A 17,227-nucleotide genomic window follows, 5' to 3' on the forward strand; every position below is an offset into this window, starting at 1 on the left:
CGTTGCCCTCAGTAGGTCAGCTCGAGCACCGTCACGTGCTGCTGCGCGGCGGGCCAGGTCAGGCCGGTGATGCGTTCGCTGTTGAATTCACCGGTCACCGCGCGCTGGGGCTCCGCGGCGGCAAGGCGCAACCTGGAACTCGACACGCCGGAACCCTTGGGCGGCACGCCGGCCGGGGGGCTCTGGCCGTCGAGACGCATGCTGTCGCGCTGCGCGTCGAAATAGCCGCGAGGGCGCGTGAAGACGACGACCGCCTGGGCAGTGGCATCGGCGGGCGTGATGCGCTCGGGGCGCAGGTTCACCGAACCGCTGCTGCGTGGAAATGCGCTGCGGTAGATGTGGGTGATGCCATAGCCCGGCGCGTTGAGAACGAACTCGTAGGCCGTGTCCCCGCGCGCGCTGAAAGGGCCCCATCGGCCGTCCGCGCCGACGTTCTTGCTGTGCACGGCGTTGCCGCGCCGCGCACCCGTGGCGTGGTCGATGGCATAGACGGTGACCTGGCCGCCATTCAGCGACAGGTTTTCCGCACCGATTGCGCGGCCGTCGAGCACGACGTTCGCGTCGGCCGCAATCGCCGTGCTGCGGGGCGGCTCGCCCGTCAGGAATTGCCATGTCGCCGCGAACGCGGCGGGGGAGAACGAGGTCTCGCGATGGTCCACTCGCGGCAGCACGACATTCGTCGCCCCCTTCAGCGCCGGCCCGTCAAAGCCGATGTTCGTAGGCTGGCCCGGCACGCCGATCCACAGCCCGTCGGGCTGTGCATATTTATCGTTGTTGTCGGAGCGCAGTGTGAGCCACTTCACGCCCGGCGTGACCTCTTCGCCATTCGGACCCTTGGGCGCATTGAGCTGCTGCATGAAGCCAGAGAGCCCCGAGAACTCGTTGTTCTCGCGAAAGCCCTTCACCACCCAGATACCGTGCGCCGGATTGCCGCCCAGCACCACGTGGCTCACCGCATCCGCGCCGCCGCCGTTCTGCACGTAGTTGCGGATGGTGTTGCCGCCACGCGAGTTGCCGATCAGCACCACCTTGTTGGCGCCCGTGGCCTTCAGCACCTTGTCGACCTCCGCATTCAGGAAGACGGCCGAGTCGGTCGTCGAGCTGCGGCCTGGCTGCGCCACGGTGTCGTCGTCGCGCGCCAGCGGGTAGGGCTGGTCGACGGCAAAGAGCCGGTTGCGCGGCCAGCCGTTCGATTCGAAACGCCAGATCGTGGTCTGCCAGAGCGCGGCCGAGTCGCCGTTGCCATGCATGAAAACAATCGGCGGACGCTCGGTGAAGGAGGGCGAGGGCGCGGTGGCGCAAGCGGTCAGCATGGCGGTCGATGCGAGCCCGAGGGCAAGAAGGGTGCGGCGTGATGGCATGTTTTTGTTCCTGGCTGGGTTCCAAGTAAAAACGCCCGCCGGCGCAAAGCGGGCGGGCGTTGGATGCTATGGGTAAAACATCGTCAGGCGAAGACGCCGGCGGTGTCCTGCATGCGGGCCGACACTTCGCCCAGGTGGTGCAGCGAGTCGCCGAAGGTCATCTCAAGCTGCGTGAGCTTGCGGAAATAGTGGCTGCCGATGTATTCGTCTGTCACGCCGATGCCGCCGTGCAGCTGCACCGAGTTGGCAGCGACATAGCGCATCGACACGCCAAGCTGGTACTTGGCGCGCGACAGGGCCTGACGTCGCTCCTCGGCCGGTGCGTTGAGCTTGAGCGTAGCGTAGTAGCTCATCGAGCGCGCGAGTTCGAGCTGCATCTTCATGTCGGCCACGCGATGGCGCAGCGCCTGGAAGGTGGAGATGACTACGCCAAACTGCTTGCGCTGGTTCATGTAGTCGACTGTGAGGGCCACGGTCTTGTCCATCACGCCAACCGCCTCGGCGCAGGTGGCCGCAATGCCCACATCGACCGCGTACTCGAGCGCAGTCAGTCCGTCCGCGGTGATCAGCGTGGCGTCTGCCTTGTCGAAAACGACCTCGGCCGCGCGGCTGCCGTCCTGCGTGCCGTAGCCGCGGGCTTCGACACCGCTGGCGCTGCGTTCGATCAGGAAGAGGGCGATCTTGCCGTCGGCTTGGGCGGGCACGATGTAGGCATCAGCTTCATCGCCCACAGGCACCACGCTCTTGGCGCCGGTCAGCGACCACTTGTCGCCGGACTTCACGGCCTTGGCCTCGCAGCGGTCGAGCCGATAGCGCGCCTTGCGCTCCTGGTAGGCCAGCACCACGATGGCCTGGCCGCCCGCAATGCGCGGCAGCCAGTTGTCCTTGATGTCCTCGCCGACATAGCCGCTGAGCACCGCGCCGGCAATCAGCGTCTGCGCGAAGGGCTCCAGCACGATGCCGCGGCCCAGTTCTTCCATCACGACCATGCCCGCCACCGGGCCCATGCCCAGGCCGCCATCGTCTTCGGCGATGTAGAGGCCGCCCAGGCCGAGCTCGGCCAGATCGTCCCAAGCCTCGCGCGAGAAGCCGCCATTGGCCTCGATGCCGCGGCGGCGCTCGAAGTCATAGCCCTTGTCGACCCACTTGCGAACGGCGTCGCGCAATTGTTCCTGGTCGTCCGAGAAATTGAAATCCATGTTCTTGTCTCCTCAGCCGAGAACGGTTTGAGCAACGATGTTTCGCTGCACTTCGTTCGAGCCGCCGTAGATGGTGGTCTTGCGCATGTTGAAGAAGGTCGACGCGAGCGGCGCAAGGGCCGGATTGCCGCCGGGGAAGTCGCCTTGCCAGCCGGCTTCCATCGCTTCGCGGATGAGGGGCAGGGAATAGGCGCCGCCGGCCAGCATCATCAGTTCGCTGTAGCGCTGCTGGATTTCGCTGCCGCGGATCTTGAGCAGGCCCGCGACGTCGAGCGAGTTCTTGCCCGAGGTGGCGGCCGAGAGCACGCGCAGCACCATCATTTCGAGCGCGACGATGTCGACTTCGAGCTTGGCGATCTCGTCGCGGAAACGCTGGTCGTCGTACACGCCTTCGCTCTTGGCGATGCGCTTCAGGCGCTCGAGTTCGCGCTTGGCGCGGTTCACGTCGGCGATGTTGGTGCGCTCGTGCGAGAGCAGGTGCTTGGCGTAGGTCCAGCCCTTGTTCTCTTCACCGATCAGGTTTTCGGCAGGCACTTCGACGTTATCGAAGAACACCTCATTCACTTCATGGCTGCCGTCCAGCAGCTTGATGGGCCGCACCGTGACGCCGTGCGACTTCATGTCGAGCAGCAGAAAGCTGATGCCGGTCTGGGGCTTGCCCTCGTTGCTGGTGCGCACGAGGTTGAACATCCAGTCCCCGTACTGCCCCAGCGTAGTCCAGGTCTTCTGGCCGTTGACGATGTACTTGTCGCCTTTGCGCTCGGCCTTGGTCTTGACCGAAGCCAGGTCGGAGCCCGAACCCGGCTCGCTGTAGCCCTGGCTCCACCAGACTTCGCCGCTTGCGATGCCAGGGAGAAAGCGCTTTTGCTGCTCGGCATTGCCGAAGGCCATGATCACCGGTGCGACCATCACGGGGCCGAACGGGATGATGCGCGGCGCGCCGGCAAGGGCGGTTTCTTCCTCGAACAGATGGCGCTGGATGGCGGTCCAGCCCGGGCCGCCGAATTCCGTGGGCCAGCCGTAGCCTAGCCAACCCTTCTTGCCAAGGATCTTGGCCCAGTTCTGCAAATCGTCGCGCGTCAGTTCGAGCGCGTTGTGCACCTTGTGCGAAATCTCGTTGGGAAGGTTCTGTTTGACCCAGGCGCGAATTTCTTCGCGGAACTTCTGTTCTTCGGGCGTGAAGCTCAAATCCATGCGTGCCTCGCTGTGTTGATCGGTCGCCGCCATCGCGGCGAAAAGCGGCTTGTCTCCGGAATTCGGAGTTTTAGCACGGTCGTGCTGTGGAACGGTGTCCGCGCGGCGACAAGTGACCCTCGGTCCTTTTTCGGGCGCGCGAGGCGGGGCACGGATAATCCCGGCCTCCCATGAAGAACATCGTGATCCTGATCTCCGGCGGCGGCTCCAACATGGCGGCCATCGTGCGCGCCGCCGAGCGCGACCGCTGGTCCGAGCGCTTCGGTGCGCGCATTGCCGCAGTCATCAGCAATAAGGCGGAGGCAGGCGGGCTTGCCATCGCCAAGTCGCACGGCATCGACACCGCCGTGGTCCCGCACAAGGACTATCCGAGCCGCGACGCCTTCGACGAGGCGCTGGCGAAGGTCGTCGATGCACATTCGCCCGCGCTGGTGGTACTGGCAGGCTTCATGCGCATCCTGACGCCCGCCTTCGTCGGCCGCTATTTCGGCCGCCTGGTCAATATCCATCCTTCGCTGCTGCCTGCCTTTCCGGGGCTGAACACGCACCAGCGGGCGATCGACGCCGGCTGCAAGGTGGCCGGCGTCACGGTGCACCAGGTGACCACCGAGCTCGACCATGGCCCGATCCTGGCCCAGGCGGTGGTGCCGGTGCTGCCAGACGACACCGCGGCCACGCTGGCCGGCCGGGTGCTCGCGCAAGAGCATCAGTTGTATCCACGCGCCATTGCGGAATGGCTCGCCGATACATCAAGTCACATACGTTAAATTTGTTTATATTCGCGGGTTTTCGGGAGCATCCATTGAAAACCCAATCGCTACTGTCCACGGTCGCCAGCGCCGTTCTGCTGGCGGCTTGCGCCGCGCCAGCCCCTGCACCCACCTCTGCACCCGCAACTGCATCCGCTGCGGCGACCGAGCCGGTGTACCAGTGCAATGCGGATGGCGCGCGGTTCGCTGTCGGACAGCCGTTGTCGCCGCAACTCGAAGCCGCCGCCCGCGTGCGCGCCGGTGCGGGCACGGTGCGGGCACTGAAGCCCGGCGAAGCGGTCACGATGGAACTCAACGGCGGACGCCTCAACCTCGACGTGGATGCGCGCGGTCGGGTGACGGACGTGCGCTGCGGCTGAGACTACGCCGAAATCTGGACCGGGGCGAAGCGCAATTGGCGAATTCCCTCGATCTCCACGGTTTCGCCGAACATCGCGGCCGGGCGGACCCAAAGTCCCCGGGCGCCATAAAGCGCGCGGTAGAGCGTCATCGGTTCCAGGGTCTCGCTATGGCGCACGGTGCCCAGCACCTCGTATTCGCCGCCCTTGTAGTGGCGATAGCGGCCGGGAGGCGTCTCTATCAGGGGTGGCAGGTCGTTGTCGTTCACGGCGTTGCTTCTTTCAAACTGTGGTGTCCGGTTGGAGGAAAGACGGATGGATCGCGCTGATTTTGTTCACCTCGTCCGACTGAGCGAGCATGCCAGTGCTGACGACAGTGCGCGCTACCGGCGCAACGTCGCGGCGTTTGCCGCGCTCGGCTATGCCTGGGTGATGGCCTGCCTGGCGCTGTCGATCGGCATCATCGCCTGGGTGGCGCTGACCGCCGGGCGCGGGCGCTTCGGTTTCTCGCGCGGCTGGCTGCTGCTGTTTGCCTTCGGGCTTCTGTGGGCCACGCTGCGCGCCTTGTGGGTGCGATTCGACGAACCCGCTGGGCGCGAGCTTTCGCGCGCGGATGCGCCGGCGCTGTTCGAGGCACTCGACCGTATCCGAAAGAAGATCAAGGGGCCGCCGGTCCATCGCGTCTACCTGGACGACGAGTTCAACGCCAGCATCCGGCAGGTGCCGCGCTTCGGCCTGTTCGGCGGGGCCGTCAATTCCCTCTCCATCGGCTTGCCGCTCTTGATGATGCTGGACCGGCGGCGGCTGCTGTCGGTGCTTGCACACGAGTACGGGCATTTGCGCGGCAACCACGGCAAGCTCAGTGCCTGGATCTACCGCACGCGTCTGTCGTGGCTCAAGCTGGACGCCAGCCTGCAGCGCGACGAAAGCGTGATGGCGCTGGTGTCACAGGCCTTTTTCCGCTGGTACTTTCCGCGCTTTGCGGCACGGACCTTCGCGCTCGCCCGGCAGGACGAGTACGAAGCCGACCGCATTTCCGGACGGCTGCTGGGCACGCCCGTGGCCGCGGCCGCGCTGACGGAAATAGCTATCAAGGGCAACTGGTACGCCAATGAATTCTGGGCTTCGCACTGGGCACGCGCCGAACGCGAGCCCCAGCCGCCCGGTCCCTTCAAGGCGCTGCGGGAGCTTGCCGGTACGCCGCCCAGCAGTGAATTCGCTCGCCAGGCCCTGCGCGAGGCCATGCGGCGCGTCAGCGACCTCGACGACACGCACCCTGTCTTGCGTGACCGGCTCGAGGCGCTTGGCCAGAAAGCCGTGGTGCCGCCGTGGTCCACCGAACCGGCGCTGGGCATGCTCGCCGACAGCGCGAAGTGGATCGAGCATTTCGACAACCAATGGCGCCGTGCCCACGCCAGCGACTGGAAGCAGCACCATGCGCACCGGGCGCGCATTCGCGAACGCATCGAACTTCTTGCCGCTCGGGGCGAGCGCAACACGCCTGACGAAATGGTCGAGTGGGCCGATTCCGAACGCCGGCTCGATCCGGCCGCGCCGGTGCGCGAGCGCTATGAACGCGTGCTGCGGCTTGCCCCCGAACATCCCGGTGCCTTGCGAGGGGTGGCCCAGATGCTGCCCACGCGAGACCGCGATGCGCGCCTGGCGGTGCTCGACCGCTTGCACGGATCCAGCGCCGCCAGCCGCTGGTGGGCTGCGAAGAACGCCGTGGCGGCGCTCGAGGATCCCGATGCGGGGGCGCACGACGAGGAAGCCCTCAAGCTGTGGCGCGGCCGTCTCAAGGAGGCCGAAGAAGCCGAGGCGCGCGCCTGGGAAGAAATCACCGAAACGCCTTTCTTCAGCCAGATCGTCCGGCACGACCTGAACGATCATGAGCTGGGCGAATTGCGGGCCGACCTGTCGCGCTGCCTCCCCATCTCGAGAGCCTGGCTGGTGCGCAAGACCTTGCGCGAGTTTCCGTGGCGCCGAGCCTACATCGTGTTCGTCGACCTGCCCGGCATGGACGACGACGACCGCTGGCAGCTTTGCCGGCAACTCGAGCAGACCCTGAGCCTGCCGGGGGCGGCGCTGGTTCTCTGGGCCGGCCATTCGCCGACTTTGGAAGACATTGAACGGCAGGCTTTTGGAACGATCTGGACGCGCACGGCGTAGGGAGCCGCCCGGCTGAGACAATCGGGGCATGCACCCCAAAGCCCTGTTGGAGGCCACCGCCGATCTGGTCGGCCTTGTCCTGAAATTCGATCACCCGGCCGACCAGGTCGTTTCGCGGTTTTTCCGCGACCACCGCGAGTTCGGCCCGCGCGAGCGAGCCACGCTTGCCGAGACCGTCTACACCGTCTTGCGCAAGAAGCTCCTGTTCGACCATCTTTCGCCCTCGGGCACCGGTTCGAAAGAGCGCCGCATGGCGATCCTGGGCTTTTACGACCCGCGCGACTTTTTGAAGAGCGCCCTCAACGACATCGAAAAACGCTGGCTCGACAACTGCGATGCAGTCAAGCAAGAAGACCTGCTGGAGCGCCACCGCCACAACCTGCCCGAATGGCTGGTCACGCCGCTCAAGGCGCAGCTGGGCGACGGTTTCTGGCCGTTGGTCGAGAGTTTGCAGCAGCCCGCTCCGCTCGATCTCCGGGTCAATGCCCTGACCGACAAGCGGGCAGAAGTAAAGGCGGAGCTTGCCAAGGCTGCTATCAAATCTGAAGCAACCCCGTTTTCACCCTGGGGCTTGCGCATCGACGGCAAGCCGGCTCTGACCAAGCTCGATGCTTTTGCGCGCGGCGCCGTCGAGGTGCAAGACGAGGGCTCCCAACTGCTCGCGCTGCTGCTGGACGCCAAGCGTGGCGAAATGGTGGTCGATTTTTGCGCCGGCGCGGGCGGCAAGACGCTGGCAATTGGCGCCACCATGCGCAACACCGGTCGGCTCTATGCCTTCGACACCTCGGCGCATCGGCTCGATGCGCTCAAGCCACGGCTTGCGCGCAGCAAGCTCTCGAACGTTCATCCGGCCGCCATTGCGCACGAGCGCGACGATCGCATCAAGCGCCTCGCCGGCAAGATCGATCGGGTGCTGGTCGACGCACCCTGCTCGGGCCTGGGTACGCTGCGCCGCAATCCGGACCTGAAATGGCGTCAATCGCCCAAATCGGTCGAGGAGCTGACGGTCAAACAAGCCGCCATCCTTCAAAGCGCGGCGCGCCTGCTGAAATCCGGCGGGCGTCTGATTTATGCGACGTGCAGCGTGCTGCCGGAGGAAAACGAGGCCATTGCCGAGGCTTTCAGCGCCGCCAACCCGGATTTCGTGCCCCAGGACGCGGCGGAACTGCTGCAGGGCCTCAAGGTGGAGGGCTTCGAGAAGCTCTGCGCCGGCGGGCCGGACGGCCGCCGCTTCCTGCGACTCTGGCCCCATCGCCACGCGACGGACGGCTTCTTTGCGGCGGTGTGGAACCGCAAATAGGCGCGGCACTCCAAACTAGGGTAAATCTGCGCTTTTGTGGAAGGACAAAAGGCCTCATTTTGGCCTTGCCCCCTTAAAATCGCAGGTTAACTGAAAGGTTGCACCTTCGTGTGGCCATGGAGTACTTAATTCAATGTTGATTCCTGACTCTGCCGTTTTGAGCGCGGCCATCGACTGGCTCGGACACGGCTTGTGGGACCTCACATGGTGGCAAGTCGTGCTGTACACGCTCGTCACCACGCACATCACGATCGCAGCGGTCACGATCTTCCTGCACCGCACGCAGACGCACCGTGCCATGGATCTGGGGCCAATCCCCTCGCATTTCTTCCGTTTCTGGTTGTGGCTTGGCACCGGCATGGTGACCAAGGAATGGGTGGCCATTCACCGCAAGCACCACGCCAAGTGCGAAACCGAAGACGACCCGCACAGCCCGCAGGTCAAGGGCATCGACGAAGTCCTGTGGCGCGGCGCCGAGCTGTATCGCGCCGAGTCGAAGAACAAGGAAACGATGGAGCGCTACGGCCACGGCACGCCCGATGACTGGCTCGAACGCAACCTGTACACGCGCTACAGCTGGCAAGGCGTAGGCCTGATGCTGGTCATCAACCTGGCGCTGTTCGGCGGGCTTGGCCTGACGGTCTGGGCCGTGCAGATGCTCTGGATCCCCATCACGGCGGCCGGCATCATCAATGGCATTGGCCACTACTGGGGCTATCGCAACTTCGAGGCGCAGGACGCCAGCCGCAATGTCTCGCCCTGGGGCCTGATCATCGGTGGCGAAGAGCTGCACAACAACCACCACACATATCCCACCTCGGCCAAGTTCTCGGTCAAGAAGTACGAATTCGACATCGGCTGGGTCTATATCCAGATGATGCAGAAGATCGGCTGGGCCAAGGTCAAGAAGGTACCGCCGAAGATGCAGATGGGCGACATCCAGCCCGTCGCCAACGAGAAGACGCTCGAGGCCGTCATTGCCAACCGCTACGAAGTCATGGCCGGCTATGCGCGCGAAATGCGCCGCGTCACCAAGGCGGAGCTGGCTGCGCTCAAGACCAAGGGTGGCGACATCTCGGTGCTCAAGGCGGCCAAGAATTGGCTGCATCGCGACGACGACAAGGTGCCGGCATCGGCCCGCACGCATCTCGTGCAGGCACGCGCCGCCCACCCGGTGATCGACAAGATGGTCACCATGCGCGAAGAACTGCGCCAGCTGTGGCTCAACACGTCGCAGTCGCGCGAGCAATTGGCGGCCGATCTGGCGGCCTGGTGCCACCGTGCGGAAGCCAGCGGTATTGCCGGCCTGCGCGAATTCTCGACCCGCCTGCGCGCAGCGCGGGCCTGAGGGTCCTTAAACAATCGCGCGAATCGCGTAACCTGCGCTCCCTGAAAAGCCGGCTTCCAGGCCGGCTTTTTTACGCCCGTCTTTTTCTTGCGCGAGAAGGGGAGGGCAAAGAAATAGAAGAATCCGCGAGTTGGAAAGAGGGATCGACAGGCAACAAAAAACCCCCGCCGGGCAAGCCTGGCGGGGGTTTTTTGTTTGGGTAAACCAGCGCTGAATTACTTCAGCTTGATTTCCTTGTATTCGACGTGCTTGCGTGCCTTGGGGTCGAACTTCATGATCGACATCTTTTCAGGCATCGTCTTCTTGTTCTTGCTGGTCGTGTAGAAGTGGCCGGTACCCGCGGTGGATTCCAGCTTGATCTTTTCGCGTCCGCCTTTGCTCGTTGCCATGATTCAGCTCCTTAAGCTTGGCCGCGTGCGCGCAAGTCTGCGAGCACGGCGTCGATGCCGTTCTTGTCGATCAGGCGCAGTGCAGCGCTCGAAACACGCAGGCGAACCCAGCGGTTTTCAGTCTCGACCCAGAAACGGCGATATTGCAGGTTCGGCAGGAACCGGCGCTTGGTTTTGTTGTTGGCGTGGGAAACGTTGTTTCCGACCATCGGGCCTTTGCCCGTTACGTCGCATACGCGTGCCATGAGGACACTCTTTCTTGAACAGCTGGCACCGTCGCAACCGTGAAGATTGCAGGTGTTTTGCAGCTTGACCTCGCCAGAAACGGGTGGCGGTACCCCGGCTTGCCGAACCCACGCGAGTGGCGCTATTTCGGCAAAGCCTTGAATTATAGCCCTTTTGGCCGCAGGCTGGTCTAGAGCGTGCCATCCTGCTCGAGGAATCGCTGGGCGTCCAGCGCGGCCATGCAACCGGTGCCCGCGCTCGTGATGGCCTGGCGGTACACGTTGTCCTGCACGTCGCCGGCGGCAAAGACACCCGGAATGCTGGTCATCGTGGCGAAGCCCTGCAAGCCGGAGCGGGTCAGGATGTAGTTGTCCTTCATCTCCAACTGTCCCTGGAAGATGTCGGTGTTGGGATGGTGGCCGATGGCGATGAAGCAGCCCTTGAGGTCGATCTGCTCGGTTTCGCCGTTCTGCGTGCTCTTGATGCGGATGCCCGTCACGCCCGTTTCGTCGCCCAGCACCTGGTCGAGTTCTTTGTGCAGTTTCAGCACGATCTTGCCTTCGGCGACCTTTTCGTGGAGCTTGTCGATCAGGATGGGCTCGGCGCGGAACTTGTCCCGGCGATGGACCAGCGTGACCTTGTTTGCGATGTTGGCGAGGTACAGCGCTTCCTCGACGGCCGTGTTGCCGCCGCCGATCACGCACACCTCTTGCTCGCGGTAGAAGAAGCCATCGCAGGTTGCGCAGGCCGAAACGCCGCGGCCCATGAACTTCTGTTCGGAATCGAGGCCCAGGTACTTGGCGGATGCGCCCGTGGCAATGATCAGCGAATCGCAGGTGTAGGTGCCGCTGTCGCCGGTCAGGGTGAAGGGGCGCTTGCCGAGGTCGACCTTGTTGATGTGGTCGAAAACGATCTGTGTCTTGAAACGCTCGGCGTGTTCGAGAAAGCGCTGCATCAGTTCCGGACCCTGGACGCCGTGAACATCGGCCGGCCAATTGTCAACTTCTGTTGTCGTCATCAATTGGCCGCCTTGGGCAATGCCGGTGATGAGCAAGGGTTGTAGATTTGCGCGTGCTGCATAAACCGCAGCGGTATAGCCGGCAGGGCCGGAACCGAGGATCAAAACCTTGGCGTGTTGGGGAGCGGACATGATTGGAAAGCCTAGTATTTGCGCTGCGTCAGCGTGTACATTTTCAGGGTGGTAGCCGATATATATGGAGTATCACCGCCCGGTTCAACGCCGGGTGCACGGTGTTTTCAATGCGCGCGATTGTAGTAATCCATCGAAAACCAAAGGTGGGGAGGGCTTGCACGTGCGGTATCAGGGATTGATAAATGTCGATGCTTTCCAATCTTGAGTTGTTGCGGCGCGTTCCGTTGTTCGCCTCGCTGACATCCTCGCAATCTGCAAGCATTGCGGATGCAATCATCAAAAAGCGCTTCAAGCGGGCGGAAGTCATTGTCGAGCAGGGCAAGAAGTCCAATGCCCTTTACATCATCCTGACGGGGCGGGCGCGCGTCACGAGCGCCGACACCCGCGGCCGCGAAGTGATCCTTGCCACGCTGCACACCGGCGACTACATCGGCGAGATGAGCCTGATCGACGACGAGCCGCACTCGGCCACGGTGCGCACCGAAATCCAGTGCGACGTCCTCATGCTGGGCCGCGACGCGTTCGCGCGCTGCCTGCCCGAAAACTCCTCGATGGCCTACAACATCATGCGCGGGCTCGTGCAGCGCCTGCGCCATGCGGACCGCAAGATCGAGTCGCTGGCGCTGATGGACGTCTATGGGCGCGTGGCGCGTTCGCTGCTCGAGTTCGCCATCGACGATGGCGCGGGCAATTTCAAGGTGCGCGACAAGATCTCGCGCCAGGATCTTGCGAAAATGGTGGGTGCTTCGCGCGAGATGGTGAGCCGCGTGATGAAGGATCTCGAGGAACGCGGATTCGTCCAGTCCCAGGACGACGGCTCCATGATCGTCAAGGAACGGCTCCTGTCTTTGACTTGAGCCGACGGGGGCGGGCGCTTCCAGCGGCCGCCTTTTGTTGTAGTGTTCAGGCCTCCAGCCGCCACTTCGAAGGCTGGATGCCGTGTTTTTCATGACCTATTCGCTCAATACGCTTCAATCTTCTTCCGCCGCCGAGGGGCAACCGGTGCGCATGCGCGCCATGCGCTTTGCCCACGAAATCACACTGATCGCGGGATTTGCGGGGCTGCTGTTCTGGTTGCTGGCCATGCTGAGCTTCACGCCCTCCGATGCGGCGTGGTCCACCTCCGGCACCGGAGGCGAAATCAAGAACTGGGGCGGCCGCATCGGCGCCTGGCTGGCCGACGGCAGCTACTTCCTGGCCGGTTATTCGGTGTGGTGGTGCCTCGCGGCGGGCCTGCGCGCTTGGCTCTCCTCGCTCGCTAACTGGCTGCGCGGTGGCGAGCCCGCGCCTGCCGAGCAACCGGTGCGTGGCCGCTTCAACCGCAGCCGCCTGGCGTTCTGGTTCGGGCTCGTGCTGTTGCTGTGCGCGAGCGCCGTTCTCGAGTGGTCGCGGCTGTATCGGCTCGAATCCCATCTGCCGGGCTCGGGCGGCGGCGCGCTCGGCTATCTGGTCGGTCCCGCAAGCGTTCGCTGGATGGGCTTTACCGGCTCGGCGTTGGTGGCCATTGCCGCCGGCGTGATCGGTTCGGCGCTGGTGTTCCGTTTCTCATGGACCCAGATTGCCGAGCGCATCGGCGCGCGGGCGTATTCGCTGTTCGAGTCGCGCCGCGAAAAGCGCGAGATGGCCGCCGACATCGCATTGGGCAAGCAAGCCGCACGCGAGCGCGCTGAAGCAGAGGAGCCGGCGTTCTCGCATGGTGCCGCCGGCGACATCGAGCCGATGGGCCTCGAAGGCGATGAAGAATTGCGAATCGAGCCGCGTCCCAGGCGCCGGGCGCCGTCACCACCGGTGCAGATCGAGCCCGCGATGACCGAGGTGCCCAAGAGCGATCGCGTCGTCAAGGAGCGCCAGAAGCCGCTCTTCAAGGAACTGCCGGACAGCAAGCTGCCGCAAGTCGACCTGCTCGACGCCGCGCAGGTGCGGCAGGAAACAGTGTCGGCCGACACGCTCGAGATGACCTCGCGCATGATCGAGAAAAAGCTCAAGGACTTCGGCGTCGAGGTGCGCGTGGTGCTTGCCTCACCGGGCCCGGTGATCACGCGCTACGAAATCGAGCCGGCGACCGGCGTCAAGGGCTCGCAGATCGTCGGTCTGGCAAAGGATCTTGCGCGTTCGCTCTCGCTGGTGTCGATCCGCGTGGTGGAAACCATTCCGGGCAAGAACTACATGGCGCTCGAGTTGCCGAACGCCAAGCGCCAATCGATCAAGCTCAGCGAAATTCTCGGTTCGCAGGTCTACAACGAGGGCAAGTCGTTCCTCACGATGGGTCTCGGCAAGGACATCATCGGCAACCCCGTGGTGGCCGACCTCGCGAAGATGCCGCACGTGCTGGTGGCCGGTACCACCGGTTCGGGCAAGTCGGTCGGTATCAACGCCATGATTCTTTCGCTGCTCTACAAGGCCGAGGCACGCGACGTTCGCCTGCTCATGATCGATCCGAAGATGCTCGAAATGTCGGTCTACGAAGGCATTCCGCATCTGCTCGCGCCCGTGGTGACCGACATGCGCCAGGCCGCGCACGGCCTCAACTGGTGCGTGGCCGAGATGGAGCGCCGCTACAAGCTCATGAGCAAGCTGGGCGTGCGCAACCTGGCGGGCTACAACACCAAGATCGACGAAGCCAAGGCGCGCGAGGAGTTCATCTACAACCCCTTCAGCCTCACGCCCGACGATCCCGAGCCGCTCAAGCGCGAGCCGCACATCGTGGTGGTGATCGACGAACTGGCCGACCTGATGATGGTGGTCGGCAAGAAGATCGAAGAACTCATTGCCCGTCTCGCGCAGAAGGCGCGCGCCGCCGGCATTCACCTGATCCTTGCGACGCAGCGGCCCAGCGTCGACGTGATCACCGGCCTCATCAAGGCCAACATTCCCACGCGCATTGCGTTTCAGGTGTCGAGCAAGATCGACAGTCGCACCATCCTTGACCAGATGGGCGCCGAAGCGCTGCTTGGCATGGGCGACATGCTCTACATGCCGAGCGGCACCGGCTTGCCGATTCGCGTGCACGGCGCGTTCGTGAGCGACGAGGAAGTGCACCGCGTGGTGGCGTATCTCAAGAGTCAGGGAGAGCCCGACTACATCGAGGGCGTGCTCGAAGGCGGCACGGTCGACGGCGAGGGCGACATGCTGGGCGAGGGCGGCGACGCCGAGAAAGACCCGATGTACGACCAGGCGGTCGAAGTGGTGCTCAAGAACCGCAAGGCCAGTATTTCGCTCGTGCAGCGGCACCTGAAGATCGGCTACAACCGCGCAGCGCGGCTGGTCGAAGACATGGAGAAGGCCGGCCTCGTCAGTGCCATGAGCGGCAGCGGCCAGCGCGAGATCCTGGTGCCGGCGCGTGCCGAATAAGCGGCGAAACCGCGCCGCTCCAGACGTTACGCGCTGACAAGCACGTTGCAAAAGCTGCGCTAGCGTTGCAAAACTTCATCAAGCCCCGCACATGGCGCAACGCGCCGCGGGGTATGGTTAGGTCAACGGCATCGCTTGCTGAGGAATCCAAAATGAAAATGCGCCATTGGCTGTTGATCGGCCTTCTCTGTTCCGCCAACGCCTGGGCCGGCGGCCTCGAAAGCCTCGAGACCTTCGTGAAGACGGTCAAGTCCGGCCGCGCGGAATTCACCCAGACCGTGACCGCGCCGCCGCGTGAAGGGCAGCCGGGTCGCACCAAGACATCGAACGGCACCTTCGAATTCCAGCGCCCGGGCAAATTCAAGTTCGACTACCAGAAGCCGTTTGCCCAGAGCATCGTGGCCGACGGCAAGACGCTCTGGCTGTACGACGCCGACCTGAACCAGGTCACGCAGCGTGCCCAGTCTCAGGCACTGGGCTCGACGCCTGCGGCACTGATTGCCGCGGCCCCTGATCTGCGCGCGCTGCAGGCCGACTTCACGCTCGAGGCCGCGCCCGAACGTGACGGGCTCCAGTGGGTCAAGGCCACGCCCAAGAACAAGGACGGCCAATTGCAGAATGTGCAGGTCGGCTTCCAGGGCGACGCGCTGGCCGCGCTCGAGATTCTCGACAGCTTTGGCCAGCGCTCGGTGCTCAAGTTCAGCAAGGTCGAAGTGAACCCGGCGCTCCCCGCCAACGTGTTCGAATTCAAGGCGCCCGCCGGGGCCGACGTCATCAAGCAATAGCAGCAACCCGACAGGCAGGCTTGGCCAACAGTTCGCATCAACCCCTTGCCGAACGCTTGCGTCCGAAGACGCTCGGCGAGGTCATTGGCCAGCAGCACTTGCTGGGGCCGGGCATGCCGCTGCGCATCGCGTTCGAGTCAGGCCAGCCGCATTCGTGCATTCTCTGGGGGCCGCCCGGCACGGGCAAGACGACCATCGCACGGCTGATGGCCGATGCCTTCGATGCGCAGTTTCTCAGCATCAGCGCCGTCCTCGGTGGCGTGAAGGACATCCGCGAAGCGGTCGAGCGCGCCACGGCCGCACGGGACGGCCTGGAGCAGCAGCGCACCATCGTCTTCGTCGACGAGGTGCACCGGTTCAACAAGAGCCAGCAGGACGCGTTCCTGCCGCACGTCGAATCGGGGCTGTTCACCTTCATCGGTGCCACTACCGAGAACCCTTCGTTCGAGGTCAACTCGGCCTTGCTTTCGCGCGCGGCGGTGTACGTGCTGCAGCCGCTCACGGAAGGCGATCTGAAGCAGATCGTCGCCAAGGCACAGGCCATCCAGGCGGTTCCCGCCATCGAAGACGCGGCCATCGACCGGCTCGTCGCCTACGCCGACGGCGACGCGCGGCGCCTGCTCAACACGCTCGAAACACTGGCCGTCGCGGCCCGTGCCGAGAAGTTCGACAACATCGCCGACGAATGGCTGCTGCGCGTGCTCGGCGAGCGCATGCGGCGCTACGACAAAGGCGGCGAGCAGTTCTACGACACGATCAGCGCCTTGCACAAATCCGTGCGCGGCAGCGACCCCGATGCCGCGCTCTACTGGTTCGTGCGCATGCTCGATGGCGGCGCTGACCCACGCTACATGGCGCGCCGGCTGGTGCGCATGGCGAGCGAAGACATCGGCTTGGCCGATCCACGTGCGCTGCGTCTGGCGCTCGATGCGGCCGAGGTCTATGAACGGCTCGGCACGCCGGAGGGCGAACTCGCGCTGGCCGAGTGCGTCGTCTACCTGGCCATCGCTCCCAAGTCGAACGCCGTCTACACCGCCTACAACGCAGTGCGTGCCCTCATCAAGAAGGACAGCACGCGCCCCGTGCCGATGCACCTGCGCAACGCGCCGACCAAGCTCATGAAGGACCTCGACTACGGCAAGGGCTACCGCTATGCGCACGACGAGGAGGGCGGCTTTGCCGCCGGCGAGCGCTACTTGCCCGAAGGTCTGGAGGGACAGGTCTTCTATCAGCCCGTCGAACGCGGACTTGAAATCCGTATCGCAGAAAAGCTGCGCGAGCTCCGCCGCCTCAACACCCAACGCGAAGGGTGATACGTCTTTTCACACTGCGGGCACGCCCTGCATGACTTCACTCGCATACAGCATGGCGTGAGCGGGTAAACCCCGGTGAAGGCGCACCAAATCGGCGCTGGTGGGTGCTTACAATCCCGCCCACAAATCAGCCAGCGACACATGTTGGCTGGTTTTTTGCTTATCAAGCCAAGGTGCCAAACCGGTGCCACGGTGGGTGAATGGCACCCCGCAACGGTGCAACAAATAGGAACGCGTTATGGAAATTTTGCTGCAGCAGATCATCAACGGTCTGGTTCTCGGCAGCATGTATGCCTTGATAGCCTTGGGCTACACCATGGTGTACGGCATCA

16 protein-coding genes and 1 pseudogene are annotated in these 17,227 nt (G+C 64.1%); 10 read left to right on the top strand and 7 right to left on the bottom strand.

Features of this window, described 5'->3' with window-relative positions; all coding sequences use genetic code 11:
* Positions 1 to 8 precede the first annotated feature (8 nt).
* From BLR24_RS20215 to BLR24_RS20225, 3 genes are all read right to left on the bottom strand, one after another.
* Entirely contained in the window at positions 9 to 1,361 is a 1,353-nt protein-coding gene (locus BLR24_RS20215; protein WP_093020134.1) for an alpha/beta fold hydrolase, read from the bottom strand.
* An 83-nt stretch (positions 1,362 to 1,444) separates the two neighbouring features.
* Positions 1,445 to 2,560 (bottom strand): acyl-CoA dehydrogenase family protein, encoded by a 1,116-nt coding sequence (locus BLR24_RS20220; protein ID WP_093020136.1) that lies wholly within the window; start codon positions 2,558 to 2,560, stop codon positions 1,445 to 1,447.
* Between the two features lie 12 nt (positions 2,561 to 2,572).
* Positions 2,573 to 3,754, bottom strand: a complete 1,182-nt coding sequence (locus BLR24_RS20225) for an acyl-CoA dehydrogenase family protein (protein WP_093020196.1) — start codon at positions 3,752 to 3,754, stop codon at positions 2,573 to 2,575.
* 170 nt (positions 3,755 to 3,924) lie between these two features.
* Here BLR24_RS20225 and purN point away from each other — a divergent pair, with 170 nt between their 5' ends.
* Both purN and BLR24_RS20235 read left to right on the top strand, forming a co-directional pair.
* Positions 3,925 to 4,521, top strand: a complete 597-nt coding sequence (purN, locus tag BLR24_RS20230) for a phosphoribosylglycinamide formyltransferase (protein WP_093020138.1) — start codon at positions 3,925 to 3,927, stop codon at positions 4,519 to 4,521.
* A gap of 35 nt (positions 4,522 to 4,556) precedes the next feature.
* Positions 4,557 to 4,883 carry an I78 family peptidase inhibitor gene (locus BLR24_RS20235; RefSeq protein WP_093020140.1) on the top strand — a complete coding sequence of 109 codons (327 nt, stop codon included), beginning with the start codon at positions 4,557 to 4,559 and terminating at the stop codon, positions 4,881 to 4,883.
* A 2-nt stretch (positions 4,884 to 4,885) separates the two neighbouring features.
* On the opposite strand, the gene BLR24_RS20240 is transcribed toward BLR24_RS20235, so the two are convergent.
* Entirely contained in the window at positions 4,886 to 5,131 is a 246-nt protein-coding gene (locus tag BLR24_RS20240; RefSeq protein ID WP_093020142.1) for a DUF1653 domain-containing protein, read from the bottom strand.
* A 46-nt stretch (positions 5,132 to 5,177) separates the two neighbouring features.
* Here BLR24_RS20240 and BLR24_RS20245 point away from each other — a divergent pair, with 46 nt between their 5' ends.
* From BLR24_RS20245 to BLR24_RS20255, 3 genes are all read left to right on the top strand, one after another.
* Positions 5,178 to 7,031, top strand: coding sequence for a M48 family metalloprotease (locus tag BLR24_RS20245; protein ID WP_093020144.1), 1,854 nt, complete (start codon positions 5,178 to 5,180; stop codon positions 7,029 to 7,031).
* Between the two features lie 28 nt (positions 7,032 to 7,059).
* Positions 7,060 to 8,331, top strand: a complete 1,272-nt coding sequence (locus BLR24_RS20250; RefSeq protein ID WP_093020146.1) for an RsmB/NOP family class I SAM-dependent RNA methyltransferase — start codon at positions 7,060 to 7,062, stop codon at positions 8,329 to 8,331.
* 133 nt (positions 8,332 to 8,464) lie between these two features.
* Positions 8,465 to 9,679, top strand: coding sequence for a DesA family fatty acid desaturase (locus BLR24_RS20255; protein WP_093020148.1), 1,215 nt, complete (start codon positions 8,465 to 8,467; stop codon positions 9,677 to 9,679).
* Positions 9,680 to 9,894: 215 nt separating this feature from the next.
* On the opposite strand, the gene rpmG is transcribed toward BLR24_RS20255, so the two are convergent.
* The 3 genes from rpmG to trxB all read right to left on the bottom strand — a co-directional run bounded on the left by rpmG (position 9,895) and on the right by trxB (position 11,443).
* Entirely contained in the window at positions 9,895 to 10,068 is a 174-nt protein-coding gene (rpmG, locus tag BLR24_RS20260) for a 50S ribosomal protein L33 (RefSeq protein ID WP_007830291.1), read from the bottom strand.
* 11 nt (positions 10,069 to 10,079) lie between these two features.
* Positions 10,080 to 10,313, bottom strand: coding sequence for a 50S ribosomal protein L28 (gene rpmB, locus BLR24_RS20265; protein ID WP_007830293.1), 234 nt, complete (start codon positions 10,311 to 10,313; stop codon positions 10,080 to 10,082).
* 170 nt (positions 10,314 to 10,483) lie between these two features.
* Positions 10,484 to 11,443, bottom strand: a complete 960-nt coding sequence (gene trxB / locus BLR24_RS20270) for a thioredoxin-disulfide reductase (protein ID WP_093020150.1) — start codon at positions 11,441 to 11,443, stop codon at positions 10,484 to 10,486.
* 185 nt (positions 11,444 to 11,628) lie between these two features.
* Here trxB and BLR24_RS20275 point away from each other — a divergent pair, with 185 nt between their 5' ends.
* The 5 genes and pseudogenes from BLR24_RS20275 to BLR24_RS30455 form a co-directional block, all read left to right on the top strand.
* Positions 11,629 to 12,303: a Crp/Fnr family transcriptional regulator gene (locus tag BLR24_RS20275; RefSeq protein ID WP_093020152.1), complete on the top strand. Its 675-nt coding sequence runs from the start codon at positions 11,629 to 11,631 to the stop codon at positions 12,301 to 12,303.
* A 91-nt stretch (positions 12,304 to 12,394) separates the two neighbouring features.
* Positions 12,395 to 14,797 carry a DNA translocase FtsK gene (locus tag BLR24_RS20280; RefSeq protein ID WP_093020154.1) on the top strand — a complete coding sequence of 801 codons (2,403 nt, stop codon included), beginning with the start codon at positions 12,395 to 12,397 and terminating at the stop codon, positions 14,795 to 14,797.
* Between the two features lie 152 nt (positions 14,798 to 14,949).
* Positions 14,950 to 15,582, top strand: a complete 633-nt coding sequence (gene lolA, locus BLR24_RS20285; protein WP_093020156.1) for an outer membrane lipoprotein periplasmic chaperone LolA — start codon at positions 14,950 to 14,952, stop codon at positions 15,580 to 15,582.
* A 20-nt stretch (positions 15,583 to 15,602) separates the two neighbouring features.
* Entirely contained in the window at positions 15,603 to 16,895 is a 1,293-nt protein-coding gene (locus BLR24_RS20290) for a replication-associated recombination protein A (RefSeq protein WP_093020158.1), read from the top strand.
* Between the two features lie 238 nt (positions 16,896 to 17,133).
* Positions 17,134 to 17,227: pseudogene (locus BLR24_RS30455) on the top strand (branched-chain amino acid ABC transporter permease); the annotation flags it as partial.

The sequence above is a fragment of the Variovorax sp. OV700 genome (genome assembly GCF_900099805.1).
GTDB lineage: Bacteria > Pseudomonadota > Gammaproteobacteria > Burkholderiales > Burkholderiaceae_C > Variovorax.